Source organism: Rhizobium sp. TH135, assembly GCF_002855515.1.
GTDB lineage: Bacteria > Pseudomonadota > Alphaproteobacteria > Rhizobiales > Rhizobiaceae > Allorhizobium.
Genome location: NZ_PKRP01000009.1, coordinates 1 through 20578, shown reverse-complemented (window position 1 = coordinate 20578; position 20578 = coordinate 1). Strand labels below are relative to the sequence as shown.

Here is a 20578-nt window from a genome sequence, read left to right as displayed (position 1 = left end):
ATGGGGCGGGAGGAAGGAAAAACGGAAGGTTTGCCGGCCTGACGGCGAAAGCCGTTTTTCCTGACGAGCGACAGCGCTTGCGCGCTTGCCCATTGGCGCGATCGGCGACCTATCGTAAGAGCGGTACAGGGCAGGGTAGATGGGCGGCCGACCCTGGCCGCTCCTTTCGGATGCGAACCGGCGACGCCGGTTCTCCGTCTTCTGATACAGGTTATAACACGACGGATCTGCCCGCTGCGCTCCGAGTGATGAGCGCTCCGCTCCTCGAGCAGCTCTCCATTTCAACTTGATTCAACATGTCGATAGCGGCCGCTATCCCAGTCCCTGACGAAGATAGAGAGACAGAGCGACAGGCAAGTCTTGGGCGCGATGCTGGCTACGAGCTTTTGCAGGGATATCTGACCGGCTGGCGTTTCGCTAGAACTCCGAAGGCTGGACAAGGCATCCCAGTGCGGACGCAGCAGTGCGGTGTACGGCATAGACGCGCTTGGCTTTTTTTTGGGCGTTTGCCCACGCTTCGTGCAAAAGAAACCACGAAATTAGCGAAGCGTAAACAAGTGGCCCTTAAATATCGCATTCGGTGACTGTGCTCCGTCCGAAGTCGTTAAAAACGCTTCTTCGATGGGCCTCACCTCAAATGCGGCTTGCCGCATTTGAAATGTCGACGGGGACATTCGTTGGGAAGGGATCATTATGACCATCAGGGTCAAGCTTCTTGCATGCATTTCGTTGCTCACCGCAGCATTGATAACCATCACGGGTTTCAGCTTTTACGCCCTTAAAAAGGAAGCGGAAATCGCCAACTCGATCGTTGCCGACAGGGTGTTGCCAATGGAGCAACTGAAGCGGATCGGCGATGGCTATGCCGTCAATATTGTTGATAGCGCTCACAAGGTGAGATCTGGCGCGCTCTCTCCTCAAGATGGCTTGAGTAATATAGACGCGGCGCTGGCCTCCATCGATACGCACTGGAAGGAGTACACATCGACGGTGCTGACCGCAGAAGAGAAGCAAATTGCCGATCACTTCGTGCAGGTCAAGGGAGAGGCAAACGACGGAGTGCAGTTGCTGAGACAGATTCTGGTTTCCCGCGACAGTGCTGCGCTCTCAGAATTCGTTGAGCAGAGGCTCTACCCGACTATTGATCCCCTCGGCACCGATATCTCGAAACTGATCGATCTGCAGATCGAGGTCTCAAAGCAGGACCTCGCTAAAGGCAATGAGCTGGCATCGCTTTTGACAGCCGGCATGACGATACTCACGGTCTTCGGGGCCGCTGTTGCCGCATTCTCCACTTGGACCGTATTGAGAGGCGTAATTCGCCCCGTGAACTCCATCACCGCGGCGATGTCCGATCTCGCGAATGGAAACCTTCAAGTCCAAATCTACGGCCAGGGCCGTCGGGACGAAATCGGCAAGATGGCCTCCACCGTTGCCATATTCCGAGACAATGCCCAAGAACGTGTGCGCCTTGAACAGGAAGCTGAGGCAAATCGTTCACTCAGCGAGCAGGAGCGTCTCGAGCGTGAGCAGCAGCAGGCTCGCGAAGCCGCAGAAGTGCGGTTCGCCGTTGAGAGCATCGGCCACGCCCTCAACGAGCTCTCAAATGGCAAACTGAATTACCGGATAGATGCCGTCTTTTCAGAGCGACTGGATCAGGTTCGCTTAGACTTCAACGAAGCCGTTGCTAAGCTCGAGGATGCGATGCGCCGGGTCGGCCAAAATGCGCAAGCCATCGCGGCCGGCTCCAATCAGATCCGCGCGGCGGCCGACGACCTTTCAAAGCGAACGGAACAGCAAGCGGCATCTGTAGAGGAAACTGCAGCAGCGCTTGAGCAGATCACCACAACGGTCTCCGATTCCAGTCGCCGCGCCGAAGAAGCTGGAAAGCAGGTCCAAGAAACACGGCAGTCTGCCGAGCGCTCCGGAGAGATCGTCAATCGTGCTGTTCATGCAATGCAGGAGATTGAATCCTCGTCGCGCGAAATCTCAAGCATTATCGGTGTAATCGACGAGATCGCCTTCCAGACGAACCTGCTGGCGCTCAACGCTGGGGTCGAGGCGGCGCGCGCTGGTGAGGCTGGCAAGGGCTTTGCTGTCGTCGCCCAGGAGGTGCGAGAACTTGCTCAGCGATCCGCCTCCGCGGCGAAAGAAATCAAGACTTTGATCTCGAAGTCTGGCGAGCAGGTGGAGAACGGCGTACATCTCGTCACAGAAACGGGCAGGGCGCTTGAGCATATCGTGTCTCAGGTTCAGGCGGTCAGCGTCAATGTTACCGCAATCGTCGAGGGCGCCAAGGAGCAAGCGACGGGGCTGAAGGAAATCAATACAGCCGTCAATACAATGGACCAAGGCACGCAGCAGAATGCTGCGATGGTCGAGGAATCGACTGCAGCCAGCCATTCGTTGGCCAAGGAAGCAGAAGCTTTATTCCAGCTCATCGGACTTTTCGAAATCGGAAACTCGCAAAACAAGTCCATGCCAGCGGAACGTTCCTCGATGCCCCCGGCAAACACATCACCTGCACGCCGACTAATGAATCGTGTTGCCACCGCCGTCAGAGGGAATGCTGCAGTGAAATCCGAGGCGTGGGAGGATTTTTAAAGTCCTCCGTTCATAATAGTCGCGGGCCAGCTCGATCTGGTCCGCGTCCGCATTCCGGCAATGAAGGTTGCAGTCATGGAAGTTGATACCGAGCTGATCACAGGACGCATTCTTGGTCGTGGCTTGAACAGCCTACGCGTACGGTTCACCCTGATGATTGGGACTTTTTGCTCGATTGTTGCAGCACTCGTGTTCTACTTGCTGGAAGCCGGAAGCGATTTCACCCACACGTTGACGACTTTGGGCTACATTAAGCTGGTAGCTTCGATAGCTGCCGCTTCGGGGTTTACATATTATATGACTGGTCGGCTCACTCGGCCAATTCAGAACCTGAAAGCCAGTACGGAGGCTATTGCCTCAGGCGACTATAGCGCTGTTGTCACTGTGGACTGCAACTGTGAAGTCGGCGGCTTGGCCGAGAGCTTTCGCAAGATGGTGGCGCGCCTCAATGATAATGTGTCCAAGATCAACACATTGGCCTATGAAGACGGTGTTACCGGTCTTCCCAACCGCGCAGTACTGAGCGAGATCATCGACCGGAATCCTGATCTCAAGGGTCATGTGCTGTTCATCGACCTCGACCGGTTCAAACAAGTCAATGACCTCTATGGTCATCAGGTCGGTGACACTTTGCTTCAGATGGCTGCGACCAGAATGATGGTGGACGGCCTTGAAATCACTCTGGATGGGATGAACCGATGTCTCACTCCAGAGAGTGTCAATTTGGAATCGGCCGGATGTCGACTTCTGTTTCGATTTGCCGGTGACGAATTCGTTGTGCTGGTGACAGGTAGCGCAGGGGACAAAGACGTTACGGACATAGCTCAGCAGATCATTCGATCACTCGCTGAGCCGTTTGTGATCGGCGAACGACAAGTTCAGATTGGCGCGAGTGTTGGTATTGCCGTGCTTGGCGACGAAGCCGTTGATGCTGCTGACACCCTCAAGTACGCCGACATGGCTATGTACGAGGCGAAGAGCCGCGGTCGAGGAACCTACGCGTTTTTTGATGATCAAATGCGAGATAGGGCGACTGATCGCTGCGAGCTTGAACGTGACTTCCTCCATGCGATCGCCAACGACGAAATCATTGTCCACTATCAACCCAAGATCAATCTCGCCTCAAATAGTGTCGAAGGTTATGAAGCGCTGGTGAGGTGGGCGCATCCAACGCGGGGCCTGTTGTATCCCGGAAGCTTCCTTGATGTCGTAGGGACGGGTGATGGGCTGGAGCGGATTGGACGCAAGGTGATGTCGATTGTCGCGACCGATATCCCAAAACTTCGTGCATCGGGAATTTCGTGCCGCGTTGCAGTCAACGTGTGTCCAACTCAATTCGCGGATGATGAGTTTGCCGATCGGCTCACCGACTATGTGAAGTCGCTCGGTGTCGCGCCTAGTAATTTCGAGCTGGAGGTCACGGAAGCTGTCGCGATGTTAGATGTTGAGAAGGCGAGAAAACATCTGCTCGCTCTGAAAAGCGCCGGTTTCAAACTGTCCATCGATGACTTCGGGATGGGATTTTCCAACCTGGCCCAGCTGTCCAAGCTCCCCTATGACAGCCTCAAGATCGATCGTTCGCTCATCTCTGACATTGTGACGAATCACGATAGCCGGATCATTGTGTCGGCGATAGTTTCGATGGCTCACGGCCTTGGGCACACCGTTGTTGCCGAAGGCGTCGAGACCGCAACGCAGCTAGAGATCTTGCGGCTGCTCGGCTGCGATACGTTGCAGGGATACTATTTGGGAATCCCAGTGCCGTTTATTGACCTAATTGCCGAGGCCAGCAGGCCTACAGAGCCTGTAGCGGCCGTCGGTTTCTGAGGGGATTCCATCTCTGGTGGGGCTGAGCATGAAGTGGCGAACCGTCTTTTTGTGTGGATTGTCGGTAGTTTGCTGTATTCAGCTGCTCAAACTCGGTTTGGTTGTGTTTGATGAGCCCGATGCAGACGTAAAGATTGTCGAGGACACCTCTCACATCACCGCCGGACACAACTAGCACGAGGTAAGGCTCGCAGCGCCTTACCCCGGGATCACGGCAACAGTGGACTTGCTGGCCATCTGGTTCTTCCTCAGCAAGCGTACTAGCCTTAATAGCCGCGAGCATCCAACAACTGCTGCGGAATATCGCCACCCCTGCCAGTACCTTGCTCTTGGACGATCCATTGTATTTGAGCATTGCATCAAGCAGACTGCTCGCTATGGTGTGTCTGGCCATGCCAAGCTTTGGGAGGCAGAGGCGAGCCGAGCTTGGACCGAAACTGATGCAGCCCCCGCCGCTTGGGACTCCCAGGAGCGGCTTTTGACCCGCCACTTACGGCGGGTCTTTTTTGGGGATCAGACCGCAGACCCGGCTTTCGGACCATTACGCCTGCCCAGAGGCAGATCCTCGACACCGGACATAAAGGCCTCATAGCGCAATATCGGAACTCCTGCCACTCGTCCTGCTTGAGCGCTGCACTTCCATGCGTCTGCGCCGGGCGTTCTATTCCATGATAGGCCGTACCCTGCGGGGCAGGGTGCGGCCGTACCTCACTGAGGCTTGTTGTCGTTTCCGGCCTTGCCGTTGAACTCGACTTGATAGCTGAACTCGACCTTGGCGAGGAGCGGAAGCATCACGGCGATGGAGAACCGAAGTTGGGCCTTATGGGACAACTTCGCGATTTGCCGGTTGATAAACTGGCGAAGGCGACGGCCGGTTTTCTGGCAGAAGGTTACGAGCGTTTTCATCAGAGGTTCCTCCTTAGTGGTTGTGCGTAATCGCGAAGCTCGAATACGGCTGGAACCGCCGAGTGCATCGCGTAGCGATCGCAACAGAGCGAAGCGGAGGGGAGAACCCTTTAGGGTTGCACGCTAAGGCGGGGCCTGCCGTATCGTGCGCAGGATTAGATTGCGTACGGCCACTAAGGAGCGGCCTGAAAACGCGGCCTTCGTAGCCCCGGCCGTCGCCTTCGCCTTCAACCGGCAAATCGCCATCCGGCCGCCAGGTCGGATCTCCATCGCCGTGATGCTGCAGCGGTGGGGAGCTGACATCGACGCTCTGGCTGGAAACGACAACAAGTCTCAGGGAGCCGCCCAGCTTGCGGGGCGCTTCCGTCGTGAGGGGGAAGGGAAGTTTGAGGGGAGGGGCCGAAGGGGGCTCCCCTCATTGCGGTTGGGTGCCGCTTGATGCGGCGCTCAATCGCTCCTAAGCCTGAGTGGCGCCGCGCTTGCGTAACAGAAACCGCTTCAAGCTCCATCCGGCTCGCAAGATGTAGGGTGGCCGCCCAAGAGAGTAGTGCCCGCAATTCAGCCGCAGCACGCTCACTCTGGCTCCGGCGTTCTCCAGCCTTCCGAGCAGCCGTTCGGACAGGTCCGGCAGAACAACCGAATCCCTCGACGCCAGAATCACCAGAAGTTCGAGGCCTGGCCGCGCCAGCCTGTCTGGCTGGTTTTCGAGATTGAGCGGTGCCCACGCTCTTTGCAGTTGGGCAAGCGTAAGATGCGGCTCGAGGCTTGTCCGGATCGAGCGGGTTGCGCGCCCGGTCCATACCATTTCAGCAAGGCTCCCTGCCGTGAGGAACATAGACGCCCGCGAGACGGCGGGTTCATACGCCGCGACCAATCCTGCAACCCAAGATCCAAGGCTCATCCCGAGAACGGAAACATCCCGATAGCCTTGGCGCTTTAGCCAGCCGATAAGCTTACGCCCGTCCCATACCGCCTGTTTGACGGCTTGCATCGTGCGGCCGAGATTGGCGCTGAGCATGTAATCGGCATAGAGCGATCCGGGCCGCTTGCGTTCCAAGTGGTAGGGCATGGCGATCTCAATAACCGTGATCCCCTGCCAGGAAAGGAACCCGGCGATCTGCCGGTTCCGACTGGTCGCGTTCCAGTGATGGAAGATCACGACTGCCTGATCGCGTTTTCCGCTCTCCGTGATCCTGGCCCACACGATGTTGTTTTCAGCAACATCGGTTGAAACGTCCGAAGGGAATGTCAGCCAGCCATTCCGCAGCTCGAAGCTATGATCGCTCGCATCAGGCGGCTCAAAAAAGTCCGGGTCAGCGGCGGCCGTTTCCGCGAGAACGCAAAACTCCTCTACCGTTTCAGCCGCCCCCATGCCGGGAAATGCACGATCGGCGTCCAGAATGAAGTCCGTGATCTTCTTGGCCTCTTCGCCGCGCTGTGCGCGACCCTCGTCCCAACGATCCAGCCAATTATGAAACACGGCTGTCGCCTCTTATCTCACGGGCACGCCAAGCTGGCTCAAACGCCGGATCGAATAGACCATAGGTCGCAATGAGTGCGGTAACGATTAGCAAAACAGAGAAACCATCGAACGCGTCGATCAACATGTATGAGACGAAAAGCAAACCGATCACCGCAGACATCTTCCACAGGGGGGAACGAAGCCGCCTATCATCCCCCAAGCGGATTGCTCCATACACAAAGACGCTGCAGGTCGAAAGCACGACGAGCAAGCTGCTGTAGTGTGTGGGCATGATGTAATCGAAGGTCCTATCTCCATCGTCGTAATCTGCCAGCGCAGCCCAGACATCGCGGACCAGCCATGTCACGAAATCCGGGCCCTGCGATGCAAGATAGGCACTTTGTGCCTTCATGCAGATGGCAGCAAGGACGACGAGCACGGAACATCTGAAGACCCCGCGCATGATCCGCAGACCGATTTCACTGGTGTCCGGCCAGGCTCTCTGCTCGCCAAGGAGTTCAGTTCCGCGTTTAAGCTTCCATAGATCATGGATGATCGTATGCAGCAGGATCAGGCCAGCGAACAGCAGGTAGAAGCTTGTGGACATGTAGAGATAGGCAAGGGCGGTAAATACGATTGCCGCCGGCGTCGATAGGATATCCGGCCTGATGATACCGATCGTCCCCCAGCTTGGGGCAAAATCCTGCGCTTGCTCAAGCAGAGGGATAAGCTGCACGCCGATCCATTGCACCACGCCCGCGAATAATATGCAGATCAGGAAAACTGCCCAATAGGTCTGTGAGTTGGCCTGCAAATGTAGCGTCCAGGCGTCGCCGCTTCTAACACGATCAGCCTCCGCCAGTAGCCTGAGCCGGCCATCATGCTTCCAGAAACCCAGAAGCTCGATGACGACGGCGAAAAACAGTGGCAACAGCACCATGAACAGGAAGGTCCAATTCGGTGCCCAGAGGAAGCCAACCTGCTTCTCGATACCATCCGAGCGCACATAGGTGATGCTGTGGATCCCCAAAATGTAAGAGAGGAATCCGAGGGCGGACGAACCGGCGAAGATCCAGGCCGGCAAGTTCAGATGTGATCCATGCGAGAAAATCGCCTCGGTCTTGATTGCCAAACCCCTTGGCCGCTCCGCTGGCATGGTTTGAAGGTCCACCGAGACGACGGGCGTTAGAGGAACCTGGTTTTTTTCTGGCGCTGACGTGTCAGGCACACGCAGGGCAGTCGCAGTCGAGCCACCGGTCTTCTTTTGATCTCGCCGCCTGGCGGTCAGGCGCGCTTGGGCCGAGCTGAGCTCATTCAGCCAATCTTTCGTCGCCTCGCGATCGTCGCAACCGAAGATGCGTGCCAGCCAGCGAATGTTGGCCGGGCTGATGCCTTTGTCATTCTCCTGAAACCAGAGCTGGACGGTGCGAAGATCCACTCCGACACGGTTGGCGTCGATCTTTGAGATGGCATCCGCCAGCAGCTCCGGCGTCCACGGGCCTTGGGGAAAACCGTCTTCACCCAACAGGCGTCCGGCACCCGCAGCAGCCATTTTCTTGAACAGTTCCTTGAAATCGCTTCCATCCGCCGGCGGTGGAACAAAAATCTTACCGTTTTTTTCCAATGACTTACAGCCCAAGATTTCGTCTTGTTTCGTATCCTATCGTGCGTTGTGGACGATTTGATGGTCTGAGACGATCCCCAATGCAACTAGATCGGTGAGGCATCCGCCATGCTACTGTCGTCATCCAGTTCGCGTTCGTCCCGTGAAGCAATTGCCGCTCGATGCACCAAAACGGCTCCGGCATTGTCCACGTCAAACAAAGTGGGAACGGAGATCGCAGCTGGTGCGACAGGAGAAAAACCCTCGCTTCGTGAGCTGATTGATCAGCATTCAGCGGCAGTTCAAGGGGGAAAAAAGGCGAAGGCGAGCCGCTTGGCAATCATCAATTATGAGCCAAGAGGCGACGGTGAAGCATATCTGAAGCTGACCTATCTGGCCGGTTATCTGATCGCGACCAGGAGCTCATTATCTTTCCAAGAGCTGAAGTCGATTTCTGAGAACTCTGGCGCTCGTGGACGCCCCTGACGTTCCGATCCCGGCCTCGCTTCAGCGGCAGCAATCGGGCGGGAGGGGAGCCGAGGGGAGGGGCATGGGCTCCCTTCGGGCGGACCGCAGCCCGCTCGATGCGGCCAGGTTCGCAACGGCCAAAATGGCTACGGGGCCAGTTCTTCCGAACCAGCCCCGCAAAAATGCATCCAACAATTGTCAGCGTACCAGCCCTAACCGCTCGCCAAGGCTTGGCGGCGGCGGCCTTCCTGCTTCCTTTGTCATCGCGACGATGGCGTTCTGTGACAGCCCTTCGATCTCATAGCCAAACCGGCGCGCGCTCTCGATGATCGATTCAAGGCTTGGGTGCTGCTCAAGAAGCGTCCCGAACCACAGGGCATATTCGTCGGTTTCCTCGTCGGGAAATGCCTGCAGAAAGAAGGTGCGCAACGGCGGATCATAGCCGATTACGGCGTTCTCGTCGGTCTCTTCCTCGGTTTTCACGGTCACGGTGTAGCGGCTCAATGGTGTCCCTCCTGATGTCGGGCCGCATCGAAATGCGGCCCAGGTCCTATTTGAACAGCGGCATTGACCGCTTGTTGGTTAGCCTGGCGCGGTCGGTCTCAAAGCGGTAGCCGTCCCAATCCTTCCACGCTTCCCAACCTGTCGCGGTGGCGCGTCCATACCAGACCCGCACCTTGACCTTATTGTTTCCAAGGTCCTCGACCACCTCAACCGTGTGGCTCCCTCCTAGACCGGAGGGCGTGTCGAAGACCTCAACGCTTCGGCGCTGGCCGTTGCTTTTTATGCCTCGCCTCCTAAAGCCGGAAATGAGCAACCAAGCCCTGATTGGCTCGGTGGCTTGCCAGTGCATAGGCGCACGCCTGCGCCAGAAGGTCGGGATTCTCGGTCATGCCCGACTTCGCGCGTCCCTTGATGTCGGCTTTCAAGTCGTCATCGCTGGTCCCAACGTGCATGTTTCCGACAATCCAGCGCAATTGCGCATAGGGGATCTCGTCAACGCGCCGAACAGGCAAGGCCGAAATCAGGGCCTTGCGCTGACTGGCTGCCTCTCCGGCCTCACTTGCCTCCTTCTTGGTCGGGAAATAGGCTTTCACCAGCTGGCGGCGCTGCGCGTCGGCGGCACTCATGAAAGCGTTTGAGCCGTCTTCTTGGGTGTATAGGCTCCAGTCGGCGGCACTGCCGCCGAACATGGCGTCGCCTCGGCCGGAAAACTCCATGACTGTAAAAATCTGCTCATTCATGTGGGGATCCTCTGTTCTCCGGAGCTGATCAAGCGGCGCTGTCGCCGCTGATCGATTTCAAGACGCACTTGGCCGCATAGCGCCCGGCCTCGTTCAAGTTGCGCTGCCAAGCCCCCTGCGAAGGGGACCAGCGGAACCCGTGAGATTTCAGGGTGCGCCGCGTCTGTTCGTCCGGCTTGCCAGGAAAGAGCAACTGAATGCGGGCCATGTCGGTATTTTCCTTGACCGTGACGGCTCCTGCCTCCGTCTCGACGTCCTCGGCGCGGTCGCCGCGCTTCTTCATCGCAGCAAGCGATGCATGGCGGGTTTGCATACGGCGCAGTTCGGCGCGGGTGTTGGTGGTGGAAAAGCCGCGTCGGTTCTGCCACGGGGCAAGGGTAACGCCACGCGATGCCCTCTCCTCGTCCATGCCGGTTTCGGCCACCACACGGGCCAGAATGTCGGCTTCGCTCGCCTGATCCTTCTCCATCCGGCGAATGATGACATTCGCCCGTTTCATCCGGTCGATGGACAGTGCCAGGTCTTCGATCCGCGAGGCGATGCGCTGCATGGCTGCCGGGTCACTGGCTCGGATCGGCTCGTCATCGCTCCCGTGGGGGAACGCCTTGCGCTTCACTGCTTTTTTCGCAGTCGCGATATGGGCTGAGATGTCAGCACGGCGGGCGTCTGAAACTCGCATCCGCTTTTCATTGCGGGCGACGGGAAAGCGGGCAGGTCCGGTGATGAACCAGTTCATGCAACGGCCTTCCGCTGCCCAATACTTGGCGGTGATCTCGACATGACGACGGGCAAAGGCCTCTAGTTCAGCATCCGGCAGGGGGAGTTTTGCTTGCTCCCACAGCTCCACCATGTAGGCGGCAAAGCCGTTCAGACGCTCTGCCAGCCCTTCGAGTTCGGAAAGGGTGCGCCGCTCCGGAAAATGAGTAAGGGCATGGAAGCTATGTTCGATGTCCTTCGCCGCGATGGTCGCGGCAAAGGTTCCGGCGAGAATGGACAGGGTGCGGTCCTCGACAACAGCGATGATCATCGGACTACCCCCGCCATGACGGTTGGGTGAGTGCGGGTGATACGGGTCTGGAACCCGATCAAGGCGCCGCCCAGAATGACCCCATTGGGGGAATGCTCGTCTGCATTGGCAAAGACCGGATCAAGAACCGGCTTGCAGACGTTCAGGCGGGCCGCTGCTTCCTCAATGCTGATCTGCGGCGGTAGGACATGCGCGCCGTCCAGGCTGGCAAGAACGATCTTTCCAGCCAATGGCTGCGGGTAGCCGTCAAAGACGGTGAAGGCGGTCAAGCCGTCCCGCAAACCCTCCTCATCGACGATAAGAACGTGGTTCGTGTCGAATGGCACCACCTCGACAAGCTGGCATCCAATCAGCCCGTAGGTCTGAGAGAATGCGCTAGGTGCTGCGACCTCGGCAGCTTGAATGGTCCCGACTTCCGGGTCCAGCAGGTAAACGTTTGCGTTTGTGGCCATAGTTCTCACCCTTTCTCCAATTCCGCGAAGCGGTCTTCTCATGCCCCTCGTGGGCAGGAGCCCCGCTCCTGTTCCCGAGTTCGCGCGGAGCAGCGGGGGAGAGGGTGGCAAGGGGATAAAAACGGAGGGGGTTCGCCCGCCCGAGGCAAAGCCGAAGGGGCGGCGCGTCAGCGGCGCTCCTGCACGTAAGCGCGGCCGCAAGGCTGCGCGAAGGAAGGACGGGGAGACCGTTTTTTCCCCTTGTGAGGGAGAGGGGGCGGCGCTCCTCTTTCCCTCATCGAGGAGACAGACAGGACGCCTCCGGCGTCACTGCTTCATCGTGACGTGGACCGGACAAATCCTCCTGATGCTGATGAATGTGAAGGAGGCTTTGGGAGAGTGGAGACCGCCCAGATACGAGGCAGGGCGGCCTCCGCAGGCACATGACAGAAAAGGGCTAGAGATCTGCCACGACCTGACCTGATCAGCCGGCAATATCGGTCGATCGGGCGAAGCTGTAAATGTTCCGAACCGATTTTTGCCCAAGATGCATGTGATGGAAGGCGAAGCCGCAGCGCAACCGATCGTCACCCGAATGGGCGGAGACAGTGCCTGCTGGCTCCGTGCCGAAGGCATAGAGCGGGGTCGCAAAGCGATGCGCCAAAGCAGCGATCCGGGGTAGACTTTCGAGGCACCATCTTTAATTGTCCCGGAGGAATAACGATTATTTTCCAGTGTGGTTGGTGGCAATGGCAGGTTTCGGACTCGAGCAGTGGGTAAACTATCTCGGACTTGAACGCGTTGACGATCCAAACAAAGATCATCCGGTTTATCGCAAACGGCTCGACGGAAAGATCATCGATCTCAGGCAACTGGATCTGCTTGTCGCGCAAAGGCTGCGTGACCTGCGAACCGATCGACAACTTGCGCAAGCCAAAGTGGCTATGCTGCTAGGGGTGAAGGAGGCTACCTACGCCCGCTACGAAAACGCCTCCTCCTTGATGACAGTCGGACGCCTGCTCCACGTGTTCGAGGTCCTCGATGTTACTCCGGAAGAGTTCTTCGATCCTCTAGTCAACGAACAGCCCTCTCACTCCAAAGCCGAGTCACGCGAAGCCCTGAGAGACCAGCTGATGGAGGAAACGGTCGACCACCTGAAAAAGCTCGACGATACGACCTTGAAGATGGTGCATGATCTTGTGCTTGCCATGGAGCCCCGGACGATCGAGAAGCAGAAAGGGAATGGCGCGGCGAAAGCCGCGCCATAACTTGCACTCAATGGGTTGGCTCTGGTTTCCACCGCGCGCCGGCCGCCTTTGGCGAACAGCTGGCGCTCATGCGGCGTCCTTCCCCCCATCTGGCGAAGACACCGCTCGGATCGATCGGCGCCAGTCCGAGATCCGAGGAAGACAATGAAGAACATCGGAGCTTTCAGCATAGCGCCGCCCCTCCTTCAGGGGCGGGAAAGCGGGAATTCTCGACACGGTTTTGACGGAAGAAGGGAAGCCGCAGGAGGCTTAGCATAGCGCCGCGAAGCGGAAGCCGGGACCGACTTACCCCGCCAAGACCGTTCCGCATCACCAAGCCAAAAGCGATGTCTAACCATCGGATGTGTGCCGGACCTGACTGCATTCAGTGCAGTGTCGGGGCAGGGGCCGACAGGAGCTTCACCGCGTTCTTCACGACCTTACGAAGCTTTCGCCAATCGGGAAGGTCGCCTTCATTGACGCGTTCCTCGATCGCCGTCAGGATCCAGCCAACGCAGGCTATATCTTCGACAGCGCGGTATTTATCCGAGCGATGGAAGCAAGCGACAATACGAGGCCGTGCGCCTTCCTCGGATTTGGGGATCTGCTCAACCAGGTCCCGCGCTTCGCGATAAGCATTGGCTACTCTCTCACGTTCATCAGGACCGGCTTGCGTGATCATTCCAACAGTCCAAACCAGCGTTTTCGAAAGGTCGACAACTTCGTCTGTCATGGCGTGATCATCCTTCCGGTGCGACGGATTCAAAAAGGTACCGTCCTCGTTGTACACGCGCAAAGAGCAGACCTGCAACTTTCGATGGCGTCGCCTGGCGCCTTCATTTGGCGCCTGATTTGTGCTCTTTGGGAGCGTCCCTTCAAACGGCAAAGCCATGATTTGCGGACGGGGTTGCTCTGCGCTATATCCTTTCTGTAGGCGACCGCAAATGCTCTTGAAGAAGTTTGACGAAAACAAGAAAGCCCTGAAGCAGATCGGCCGCGAAGCGATGGCCGAGAGCCGTCGTTTGGGCCTGCCGCTCTCCGCTCGTGACCTTCAAAACGAAGCCGAAGATCAGGCGAAACATGCGCAGAGCAAGCGCGTCTCTGCCGCCTGAGGTCTGAACTCTTTGCTCCAGCCCACCTGCATTATTCTCGGCGGTCGTAACAGATCGGGTAAGACGTCGGCGAATGCGAAACTGGAGGCTTGCGGCACTTGTATAGCAACCTCAGGTCTCGCTGGGAGCAGCCCGGGCACAGGAAACGTGGACGCCAGGTATGCCGGCTGTCAAAAAGGACATGTCTGCCTACGCCACAGCGTGAAGTGGTAGGTGGCCATCAGGTCGTGTTTTTCTACCTTTACCCGGCATCTGGTATCACCGCGGACGTTTATCTAGTCATCACCAGCTGCCATTCGCGCGAGGTGGCGTTCAGCCGTATCAAGCAGCGTTTCAACATCCACACTATTCTGCGCAAATGCTTGCATGAAGCGAAGCGAATTCCCTGAATGAAAAAAGGCTTCCGCAGAGCAGGAGCCTTTTGAAAGGAATGCGGGTGTGCCTTACCGTGGTGTACCGGCCTCGAGGGCGCACATGCTGACGGCGACTACCAAAGTAGAAGCCCCGCTGTCCGTAGCTGATTATTCATGTCTCACCACCCGGGGTATATTTCAAGACGGGGGTAGGGTGGCCTGTGAGGGTGGGCGTCCGAAGCTCGCTCAATTCCAGCATAGATCATTATCGCACCATGAATGCATCAAGTGACCGCCTACAGGCCCTGTTAGGAGCAATGTAGCCCGAAAAGATGGGAGCGACACCGGGGAGTAGAAATGGACGCTCCCAGGCGCACGGATCCTTCCGGCGATCGATAAGTCTCTAGAGCGCTCCGAGCCGGTCGCTCGCATGCCGATGGAGCGCGCTGCGGTGGCGGATCGAGTCCCGCCGGGTGAGGGGAGGGAGTGGTAGCAGCTCCGACGGTTTGGGTTCGATGGCTAGGCCAAACATTTAGTGGAACCAAAGCAGCGCGGTCGAGCGCCGGCCGTCAGTCTCACACCCCGTAACGCGGCTGCAGTTGAGGATAGAGCCAGGGTTTGACGGGTTGGCCCCGGCGATCGCGCCTTTCGATAACGATCGCTTTCGAGAGCTTGTCGTCGATTGCGGCCATCAAGACTTCCTCCTGGGCGCCCAATGCACTGCGCTTTTCGAACTCTTGTTCCCAGAGCAGCGCTTCCTTGATTGCAAAAATGTCCCCGCGCTCACGCATCACCTTCGGATGGGTATGGAGCCAGCGCAGAAATGCAACCGCTTCCGGAGTCGAGCGCCACAGAGCGTCGTAGTGTTCGGCATAGGCCTCTGCGGTTTCGGGCTCCGACAGGTTCGATCCATGCCAGATGGCCATTGGCAAGGGGCTCGGCATGCCCGTTAAGATCTCGGCAATGTATGGATTCTCGATAAAGGCCCGGCGCAGGATCGTTGCGGCCTCGACCATTTTCCCAGACATGATTTCAACCAAGGCAGCCTCGTAGCGATAAGGAGGGTAGCTGTCCGCTTCTTGCTTGAAGATCTTCTGGGCCTTCTTCTCGTTGCCCGTGCGCAAATACTCCGAGCCGATCAGGTAGCGGATGCCCTGGTTGTCGCTGGGATTCCAGCGCAACATATGCTCCATTATTTCGATTGCCTGATACCGTAGACCAAGTTTCTGGTAGCAAAGAGCGACACCATGAGCTGCGCGCAAGAAAGGCCGGTTTTCCAACCAGGACCATTCGATGCGGCCCCGGTAAGTCCGCGGGATAGCCGCTAGGCCAATTCCTAGCCCTCGTTCGCAGGCGTCGAGCGCCTGTTTGGCTTTGCCTCGCTCAAGCATCACGAAGCCGAGATGCGCATGACCATCAATATAATTCGGATAGTGCTCCACCAGATCAGCCAATGCCAGATGGAACTTCTTCTCCGACAGGCTTCCGCTAGCGCGCTGATCGAGAAGAGTGTCGAGCTGACCGTCAGCCTCTCGCTCCTCGGCACCATGCCGAAACCGCGCGCCGTCGTCATCGAATTCCAAAACCACAGCCGCCATTCGATCTAAGCTCCTCCCGATGAACTGTTGCCCGCAGCACTAGAAATGCACATTTGCCAGTGATATTGATCAGAATGCTCCCTGAACAGCCGATATTGTTCGGCGATGAGCCGCTTTCTATCAAGCCCGGCATTGCCGCTCACTCCGACCCGAGCCTGCCGTTTCAGACCTGCGGAAGATCTCGCTCTTCGATCTCCCGCAGCCGGGACACGACCGGTCACGCCTTAAGAGTGCCCTGTTTGCGTTCAGTTCAGGGCTCCTTACCTGCAACTTGGCTATGGCTTCATAATCGGGGAAGTAGACAAGCATCTGGTCGTCGTCGAGACGCTCCACATGCGGCAGCACTAGGGTCATGGTCCACAGATGCGACAGGTCTTCGTCGAAACCATTTTCCTGTTCGTCCATGCGAATTTCGGTCGGAGGCTGGATCCTAAAGCAGGAGGCAGGGGAGGCGGAGTCCTCGCCCGTGTGACACCTCCAAAAGAAAGCGGGGGTGCCGACATCACATCCGATGCAGCGGCTGTCGGTTCGGACCCAGAGCAGGGGACTGCGTAGCCTAGCAAGATCGACGACTACTGACGTTGACGTTTGCTCCGCGGGGGACCATATGCGAGGAACTCGTGGATGAGGCGACACGTTGTCGTGTTGATCGACCGTGTTCAATGAGTTAGATTGTCATCATGATGCACTTTGGCGACAAGATCGTTCCCGCCGAATTCCCGGAGCTTAAGTTGCTCGCGTGGAACCGCAATCCCGTGCGCCCTATCGCACCGGACGAGGCATTCGCTCTTTATGAGCGGAACTGGCGCCTCGTAGACGCAGACAACCTGACGCCGCGGGAACAGCTGCTTATTAGAGAGCTGACCGACGAATGCGGCCACGGCGTGATGCTCGTCTAGCTTCCTCGCTTCAAAAAAGCGCTGTGCTGCCATCTCATCCGAGCATCCATGAACGCGAGGCGATAGTGGCTTATCTTAAACCCGAGCACGAGATCATCGGAGAGCTGCTTGCCGGAATGGATGCACCATTCCTAGCGGAATGCCAGTGCTACTTCGGGGGCGGAACCGCGATCGTCCTGAAGAACAACGAGTACCGCAGGTCGCTCGACGTCGACTTCTTATGCGCGGACATGGAAGGCTACCGGAAACTGCGGGTCGCGTTCTTCGACCATGGCGTCGCTGCCGTGCTGCCGGACGGAGCGAAAGAGCTACGCCAGGTTAGAACCGACCAGTACGGCATCAGAACTTTTGTCGAATACCAGGGCCAGGCAATCAAGTTCGAAATTGTCCGGGAGAGCCGCATCCCCCTCTCGGGAAATCTCGACCCCGACCTCGGCGTCCCCACCCTCGCGATCGAATCAATGTTCGCAGAGAAGCTGCTCGCAAACGCCGACCGTTGCCAGGACAATTCCGTTGCCTACCGTGACGCCATCGACCTTGGCTTCCTTGTTCTCCAGAAGGGGGAAATCCCTCACGTGGCAGTGCAAACTGCGGAAGCAGCGTATGGCAGCCTCGTTTCGAGGAGCGCCGCCTGGGTGTTGAACAAGCTGCAGGATCCCGACCCGATCCGTTATGCCGTCGAGACGCTTGACATGCGACTAGAAGAAGCAAAGGCGGGCCTTGCCGCCCTTCGCGACGCTGCACGCCACACGTGGCCGGACGCGGACATCCGGGCAAACCCGTAACATGGCGGAGGTTTTGACTTCTAGCGGCCTTGCGGCACAGGCGCATCCGGCCGCGCGTGCGGCACGCAATATTAAAGAACCCACGCTGGTGGCGTACTGGCCGCGATGTCTTTCGTTCAGTCCCACGCGTAGCGCTCGCGGTTTGGTGCGTCTTCGGCGTCGGCTATTCGCGTGCTCAGCCGTCTTCTTCCGAGGGGCCGGAGAGAGCCGTCGCATGAGTACCTATACCAGCTTCTTCGCTGCCGAAGTTCTATTCAGGCAGTTCTCGTTTCCTGGGCCTAAGGACAGTTTGGATGCAGTGCTCGGCCTGAAAAGTCCGATATGAGCGAATGCCACGGCTCCTGCCAGCTCCGCCGCAACCACTGTCCATAACGATGGAGGCACGCAAAACCTCGTAATTTTGCGATATGAATCAACGTTTTAACCAACATCGCATAAGCAGAATTATGGAACTAAACCTGAATGAGGATGGCGCGAAAGTCATTAACGTTGGTCAGCGTCGGGCCGGTGACGACCTGCGCGTCCAGAGCGGCGAAAAAGGAATGGGCGTCGTTGCACTCAAGCGCCAGACGTGGATCGCGACCGCAGTCGTCCGCATCCTTCAGCACGTTCGGACCAATGACGGCGCCGGCCACCTCGGCCGCGCCGTCGACACCGTCTGTATCACAGGCCAACGCATGAATGCCTTCGGCCCCGTCCAGCGCCAGAGCAAGGGCAAGACAGAACTCTGCATTGGGACCGCCGATGCCATCATCTCGCCGAGTGACAGTGAGTTCCCCGCCCGAGAGCAAGAGGATCGGAGGATCGCCCGGTTTCATTGCTGATCGTGCGTCCAGCGCCTCTTTCGCCTGTGCTGCGGCCACCTCCCGCGCCTCGCCTTCCAGTGCATCCCCGAGCAGGCGCACGTCGCAACCGGCTTCTCTCGCGAGCGCTGCGGCCGCCTCCAGCGACTGACGCGGTGCGGCATAGATCACGTTTCGGGTGCGGGCCAGGCGAGGATCGTCGGGCTGCACGACACCCGAGCCACGGGAGAGCGCCTCGCGGACAGACTGGGGCACAGCGACCTTCCATCGGTCGATCACTGCAAGAGCATCGTCCGGTCTCGAGGGATCGCCGACCGTCGGGCCGGAACCGATAAAGGCAGGATCGTCGCCGGGCACATCCGAAATGATCAAAGCCAGAAGCTCAGCAGGCCACGCTGCGGCTGTGAGTTGTCCACCCTTGACCCGGCTCAGATGCTTGCGCACCGTGTTCATACGGTCGATCGGCGCGCCGGAGGCGAGAAGCGCCTGGTTGACGGCCTGCTTTTCGGCAAGCGAGACGCCCGGCACCGGCTGGACCAGCAACGCGGAAGCGCCGCCTGATATCAGGGCGAGGACGAAATCGCCTTCGCCTGCACCTTCGATCAGGGAGAGCATGCGGGCTGTCGCTTTGAGGCCCGCCTCATCAGGCACCGGGTGGGCGGCCTCGACAATCTCGATTCCCTGACAGGGCCGGGCATAGCCATAGCGCGTGATGACGAGGCCCTCGCAGGGCCCCCAGGCCACTTCAACGGCTTCGGCCATGCGCGCGCTCGCCTTGCCGGCACCGATCACGATGACGCGCCCCTCCGGCTTTTCTGGCAGAAAATCCTTCAGCGAACGCATGGGGTCGGCGACTTCGACGGCCCGATCAAACAGGCGCCGAAGGAAAAGGTCCGGTCGATCGATCATGGGATCTCCTGCAGGCCGCTGGTGTCGCGGACGACGAGCTCCACCGCCGTGAGCGTTTCAGGCTCGGGGCGCTTGCCCTCCTCCAGCCAGACCAGGATCGTGGCGGCAATGCTGCGGCCGAACTCGGCGATGCTGCAATGGACGGTGGAGAGTGCCGGATAAACCTGGCTGCACTCCTCGATATCGTCGAAACCGACCATGCGGAAATCTTTCCCGACATTGCGCTTCAGCTTGGCGAAGCCTGAGAGCATGCCGAGTGCGACGAGATCGTTGAAACAGATGGCGGCATCGATCTCCGGATGGCTGCGTGTCAGGTCCTCGGCGGCCTCGCGGCCGAAGCTGCGGCTTGCCCGGCCCGACAGGACGAAGGGCTCCATTCCGGCTTCGGCCAGCGCTTCGAAGTAACCCGTCATGCGCTCGCGCGTAACGGCGCGGTCGGCAAGTCCACCAACAAAAGCGATTCGGCGTGGCGAAGACGAGAGAAGATGTCGGGCAGCGAGCAGGCTGCCGAGGCGATAATCGGGGGCGGCAAAGGGAAACTGCTCGACGCGGGGATCGACCTTGCGCAGCACCTGCATGGTCGGAATGCCGCCACGCGCGATGGCGTCAAACGTGCCGCCTTCATCGCCATAGGCGGGAGACAGGACCAGCGCGGAAACGCCATGCTCGATCATGGCACCAACCACCTGAGCCTGGACGGCAGGATCTTCGTCGGTATTGGCGACAACCGTTGCATAGCCGCGCGCAGACAGGGCCATCTGCAGAGAGGTCGCAAATTCCGTGAAGAACGGGTTGCGCAGATCGTTGATGACCAGGCCGATCAGCCCGACATTCGAAGACCGGAGGTTCGCGGCAGCGCGGTTATAGACATAGCCGACCTTGTCCATGGCCTCACGGACCAGGCGGCGCGTCTCCTCCTTGACCAGCGGACTGTTCTGCAGGACGAGGCTGACGGTGGATTTGGAAATCCCCGCCACGCGCGCCACGTCGATGATCGTCGGCCGCCGTTCCATGCCCGTCATTTTACTCCGTGTAGTTCCAGCAAGACCCGCATCCTTCTCACGGCAAGCTCCGGATCGGCAAGCAGATTTGCCTGATCGGCCAGCCGGAAGACCTCGGCATAGTGGACGATGTCCCGGCTCGACTGGAAACCCGCGGGCATGATGAAATGCCGCTGGTGGCCATTCAGCCAGGCAAGGAAGGCGATGCCTGCCTTGTAGAACCTTGTTGGGGCGCGGAAGATTTCGCGGCTGAGCGGTACCGTCGGTTTCAGCAGTCGGTGATAGGTGTCGAGGTCCCC

At 58.5% G+C, this 20578-nt stretch carries 21 protein-coding genes; 7 read left to right on the top strand and 14 right to left on the bottom strand.

Annotated features, from left to right (window positions below; genetic code table 11):
• Positions 1-693 precede the first annotated feature (693 nt).
• On the top strand, positions 694-2604 hold the full coding sequence (locus C0V73_RS22000; RefSeq protein ID WP_102022165.1) for a methyl-accepting chemotaxis protein: 1911 nt from the start codon (positions 694-696) through the stop codon (positions 2602-2604).
• Positions 2605-2679: 75 nt separating this feature from the next.
• Positions 2680-4431, top strand: a complete 1752-nt coding sequence (locus C0V73_RS21995) for an EAL domain-containing protein (protein ID WP_172450269.1) — start codon at positions 2680-2682, stop codon at positions 4429-4431.
• 708 nt (positions 4432-5139) lie between these two features.
• Here the strand turns inward: C0V73_RS21995 and C0V73_RS23170 are convergent.
• The 3 genes from C0V73_RS23170 to C0V73_RS21975 form a co-directional block, all read right to left on the bottom strand.
• Positions 5140-5337, bottom strand: coding sequence for a hypothetical protein (locus C0V73_RS23170; RefSeq protein ID WP_172450268.1), 198 nt, complete (start codon positions 5335-5337; stop codon positions 5140-5142).
• 457 nt (positions 5338-5794) lie between these two features.
• Entirely contained in the window at positions 5795-6817 is a 1023-nt protein-coding gene (locus C0V73_RS21980; RefSeq protein WP_102022162.1) for a dienelactone hydrolase-related enzyme, read from the bottom strand.
• A complete protein-coding gene (locus tag C0V73_RS21975; protein ID WP_102022161.1) occupies positions 6807-8423 on the bottom strand; it encodes a hypothetical protein in 1617 nt (538 codons plus the stop codon). The genes C0V73_RS21980 and C0V73_RS21975 overlap by 11 nt, the downstream gene beginning before the upstream one ends.
• Before the next feature lie 108 nt (positions 8424-8531).
• On the opposite strand from C0V73_RS21975, the gene C0V73_RS22990 reads away from it, so the two are divergent.
• Positions 8532-8888 (top strand): hypothetical protein, encoded by a 357-nt coding sequence (locus C0V73_RS22990; RefSeq protein WP_143708367.1) that lies wholly within the window; start codon positions 8532-8534, stop codon positions 8886-8888.
• Between the two features lie 180 nt (positions 8889-9068).
• Here C0V73_RS22990 and C0V73_RS21970 read toward each other — a convergent pair whose 3' ends face one another.
• The 5 genes from C0V73_RS21970 to C0V73_RS21940 all read right to left on the bottom strand — a co-directional run bounded on the left by C0V73_RS21970 (position 9069) and on the right by C0V73_RS21940 (position 12236).
• Entirely contained in the window at positions 9069-9374 is a 306-nt protein-coding gene (locus C0V73_RS21970) for a hypothetical protein (RefSeq protein WP_102022160.1), read from the bottom strand.
• A 293-nt stretch (positions 9375-9667) separates the two neighbouring features.
• Positions 9668-10114, bottom strand: a complete 447-nt coding sequence (locus C0V73_RS21960) for a hypothetical protein (protein WP_102022158.1) — start codon at positions 10112-10114, stop codon at positions 9668-9670.
• A gap of 28 nt (positions 10115-10142) precedes the next feature.
• The gene (locus C0V73_RS21955) at positions 10143-11141 is read right to left on the bottom strand and encodes a hypothetical protein (RefSeq protein ID WP_245408069.1); all 999 of its coding nucleotides are present in this window, start codon (positions 11139-11141) and stop codon (positions 10143-10145) included.
• Positions 11138-11593 (bottom strand): protein psiB, encoded by a 456-nt coding sequence (locus tag C0V73_RS21950; protein ID WP_102022157.1) that lies wholly within the window; start codon positions 11591-11593, stop codon positions 11138-11140. The genes C0V73_RS21955 and C0V73_RS21950 overlap by 4 nt, the downstream gene beginning before the upstream one ends.
• A 463-nt stretch (positions 11594-12056) precedes the next feature.
• A complete protein-coding gene (locus C0V73_RS21940; protein ID WP_102022155.1) occupies positions 12057-12236 on the bottom strand; it encodes a hypothetical protein in 180 nt (59 codons plus the stop codon).
• An 85-nt stretch (positions 12237-12321) separates the two neighbouring features.
• Here C0V73_RS21940 and C0V73_RS21935 point away from each other — a divergent pair, with 85 nt between their 5' ends.
• Positions 12322-12840, top strand: a complete 519-nt coding sequence (locus C0V73_RS21935) for a helix-turn-helix transcriptional regulator (RefSeq protein WP_102022154.1) — start codon at positions 12322-12324, stop codon at positions 12838-12840.
• Between the two features lie 364 nt (positions 12841-13204).
• On the opposite strand, the gene C0V73_RS21930 is transcribed toward C0V73_RS21935, so the two are convergent.
• On the bottom strand, positions 13205-13609 hold the full coding sequence (locus tag C0V73_RS21930) for a hypothetical protein (RefSeq protein WP_245408076.1): 405 nt from the start codon (positions 13607-13609) through the stop codon (positions 13205-13207).
• Between the two features lie 154 nt (positions 13610-13763).
• Between C0V73_RS21930 and C0V73_RS23165 the strand changes: the two genes are divergently transcribed.
• Complete coding sequence (locus C0V73_RS23165; RefSeq protein WP_172450267.1) at positions 13764-13931, top strand: hypothetical protein; 168 nt, start codon at positions 13764-13766, stop codon at positions 13929-13931.
• Positions 13932-14859: 928 nt separating this feature from the next.
• On the opposite strand, the gene C0V73_RS21925 is transcribed toward C0V73_RS23165, so the two are convergent.
• Positions 14860-15882, bottom strand: coding sequence for a hypothetical protein (locus tag C0V73_RS21925; RefSeq protein WP_102022153.1), 1023 nt, complete (start codon positions 15880-15882; stop codon positions 14860-14862).
• A 120-nt stretch (positions 15883-16002) separates the two neighbouring features.
• A complete protein-coding gene (locus tag C0V73_RS21920) occupies positions 16003-16287 on the bottom strand; it encodes a hypothetical protein (protein WP_102022152.1) in 285 nt (94 codons plus the stop codon).
• Between the two features lie 275 nt (positions 16288-16562).
• On the opposite strand from C0V73_RS21920, the gene C0V73_RS21915 reads away from it, so the two are divergent.
• Together C0V73_RS21915 and C0V73_RS21910 are read left to right on the top strand one after the other, a co-directional pair.
• A complete protein-coding gene (locus C0V73_RS21915) occupies positions 16563-16781 on the top strand; it encodes a hypothetical protein (RefSeq protein ID WP_102022151.1) in 219 nt (72 codons plus the stop codon).
• A 23-nt stretch (positions 16782-16804) separates the two neighbouring features.
• On the top strand, positions 16805-17566 hold the full coding sequence (locus C0V73_RS21910; protein ID WP_245408068.1) for a nucleotidyl transferase AbiEii/AbiGii toxin family protein: 762 nt from the start codon (positions 16805-16807) through the stop codon (positions 17564-17566).
• Positions 17567-18018: 452 nt separating this feature from the next.
• On the opposite strand, the gene C0V73_RS21905 is transcribed toward C0V73_RS21910, so the two are convergent.
• The 3 genes from C0V73_RS21905 to C0V73_RS21895 all read right to left on the bottom strand — a co-directional run.
• Positions 18019-19278: a glycerate kinase gene (locus tag C0V73_RS21905; protein WP_102022149.1), complete on the bottom strand. Its 1260-nt coding sequence runs from the start codon at positions 19276-19278 to the stop codon at positions 18019-18021.
• Entirely contained in the window at positions 19275-20300 is a 1026-nt protein-coding gene (locus C0V73_RS21900) for a LacI family DNA-binding transcriptional regulator (RefSeq protein WP_210200180.1), read from the bottom strand. The genes C0V73_RS21905 and C0V73_RS21900 overlap by 4 nt, the downstream gene beginning before the upstream one ends.
• Positions 20297-20578, bottom strand: a 282-nt coding sequence (locus tag C0V73_RS21895) for a DUF993 family protein (RefSeq protein ID WP_143708366.1), incomplete at its 5' end; no start/stop codon positions are given. The genes C0V73_RS21900 and C0V73_RS21895, both read right to left, overlap by 4 nt.

Coding starts and splice junctions, on each gene's coding strand:
- C0V73_RS23170 (WP_172450268.1), bottom strand. CDS start 5,337: ATGAAAACGCTCGTAACCTTCTGCCAGAAAACCGGCCGTCGCCTTCGC.
- C0V73_RS21935 (WP_102022154.1), top strand. CDS start 12,322: ATGGCAGGTTTCGGACTCGAGCAGTGGGTAAACTATCTCGGACTTGAA.
- C0V73_RS21995 (WP_172450269.1), top strand. CDS start 2,680: ATGGAAGTTGATACCGAGCTGATCACAGGACGCATTCTTGGTCGTGGC.
- C0V73_RS21950 (WP_102022157.1), bottom strand. CDS start 11,593: ATGGCCACAAACGCAAACGTTTACCTGCTGGACCCGGAAGTCGGGACC.
- C0V73_RS21960 (WP_102022158.1), bottom strand. CDS start 10,114: ATGAATGAGCAGATTTTTACAGTCATGGAGTTTTCCGGCCGAGGCGAC.
- C0V73_RS22000 (WP_102022165.1), top strand. CDS start 694: ATGACCATCAGGGTCAAGCTTCTTGCATGCATTTCGTTGCTCACCGCA.
- C0V73_RS21915 (WP_102022151.1), top strand. CDS start 16,563: ATGATGCACTTTGGCGACAAGATCGTTCCCGCCGAATTCCCGGAGCTT.
- C0V73_RS23165 (WP_172450267.1), top strand. CDS start 13,764: ATGCTCTTGAAGAAGTTTGACGAAAACAAGAAAGCCCTGAAGCAGATC.
- C0V73_RS21955 (WP_245408069.1), bottom strand. CDS start 11,141: ATGATCATCGCTGTTGTCGAGGACCGCACCCTGTCCATTCTCGCCGGA.
- C0V73_RS22990 (WP_143708367.1), top strand. CDS start 8,532: ATGCTACTGTCGTCATCCAGTTCGCGTTCGTCCCGTGAAGCAATTGCC.
- C0V73_RS21900 (WP_210200180.1), bottom strand. CDS start 20,300: ATGACGGGCATGGAACGGCGGCCGACGATCATCGACGTGGCGCGCGTG.
- C0V73_RS21905 (WP_102022149.1), bottom strand. CDS start 19,278: ATGATCGATCGACCGGACCTTTTCCTTCGGCGCCTGTTTGATCGGGCC.
- C0V73_RS21925 (WP_102022153.1), bottom strand. CDS start 15,882: ATGGCGGCTGTGGTTTTGGAATTCGATGACGACGGCGCGCGGTTTCGG.
- C0V73_RS21920 (WP_102022152.1), bottom strand. CDS start 16,287: ATGGACGAACAGGAAAATGGTTTCGACGAAGACCTGTCGCATCTGTGG.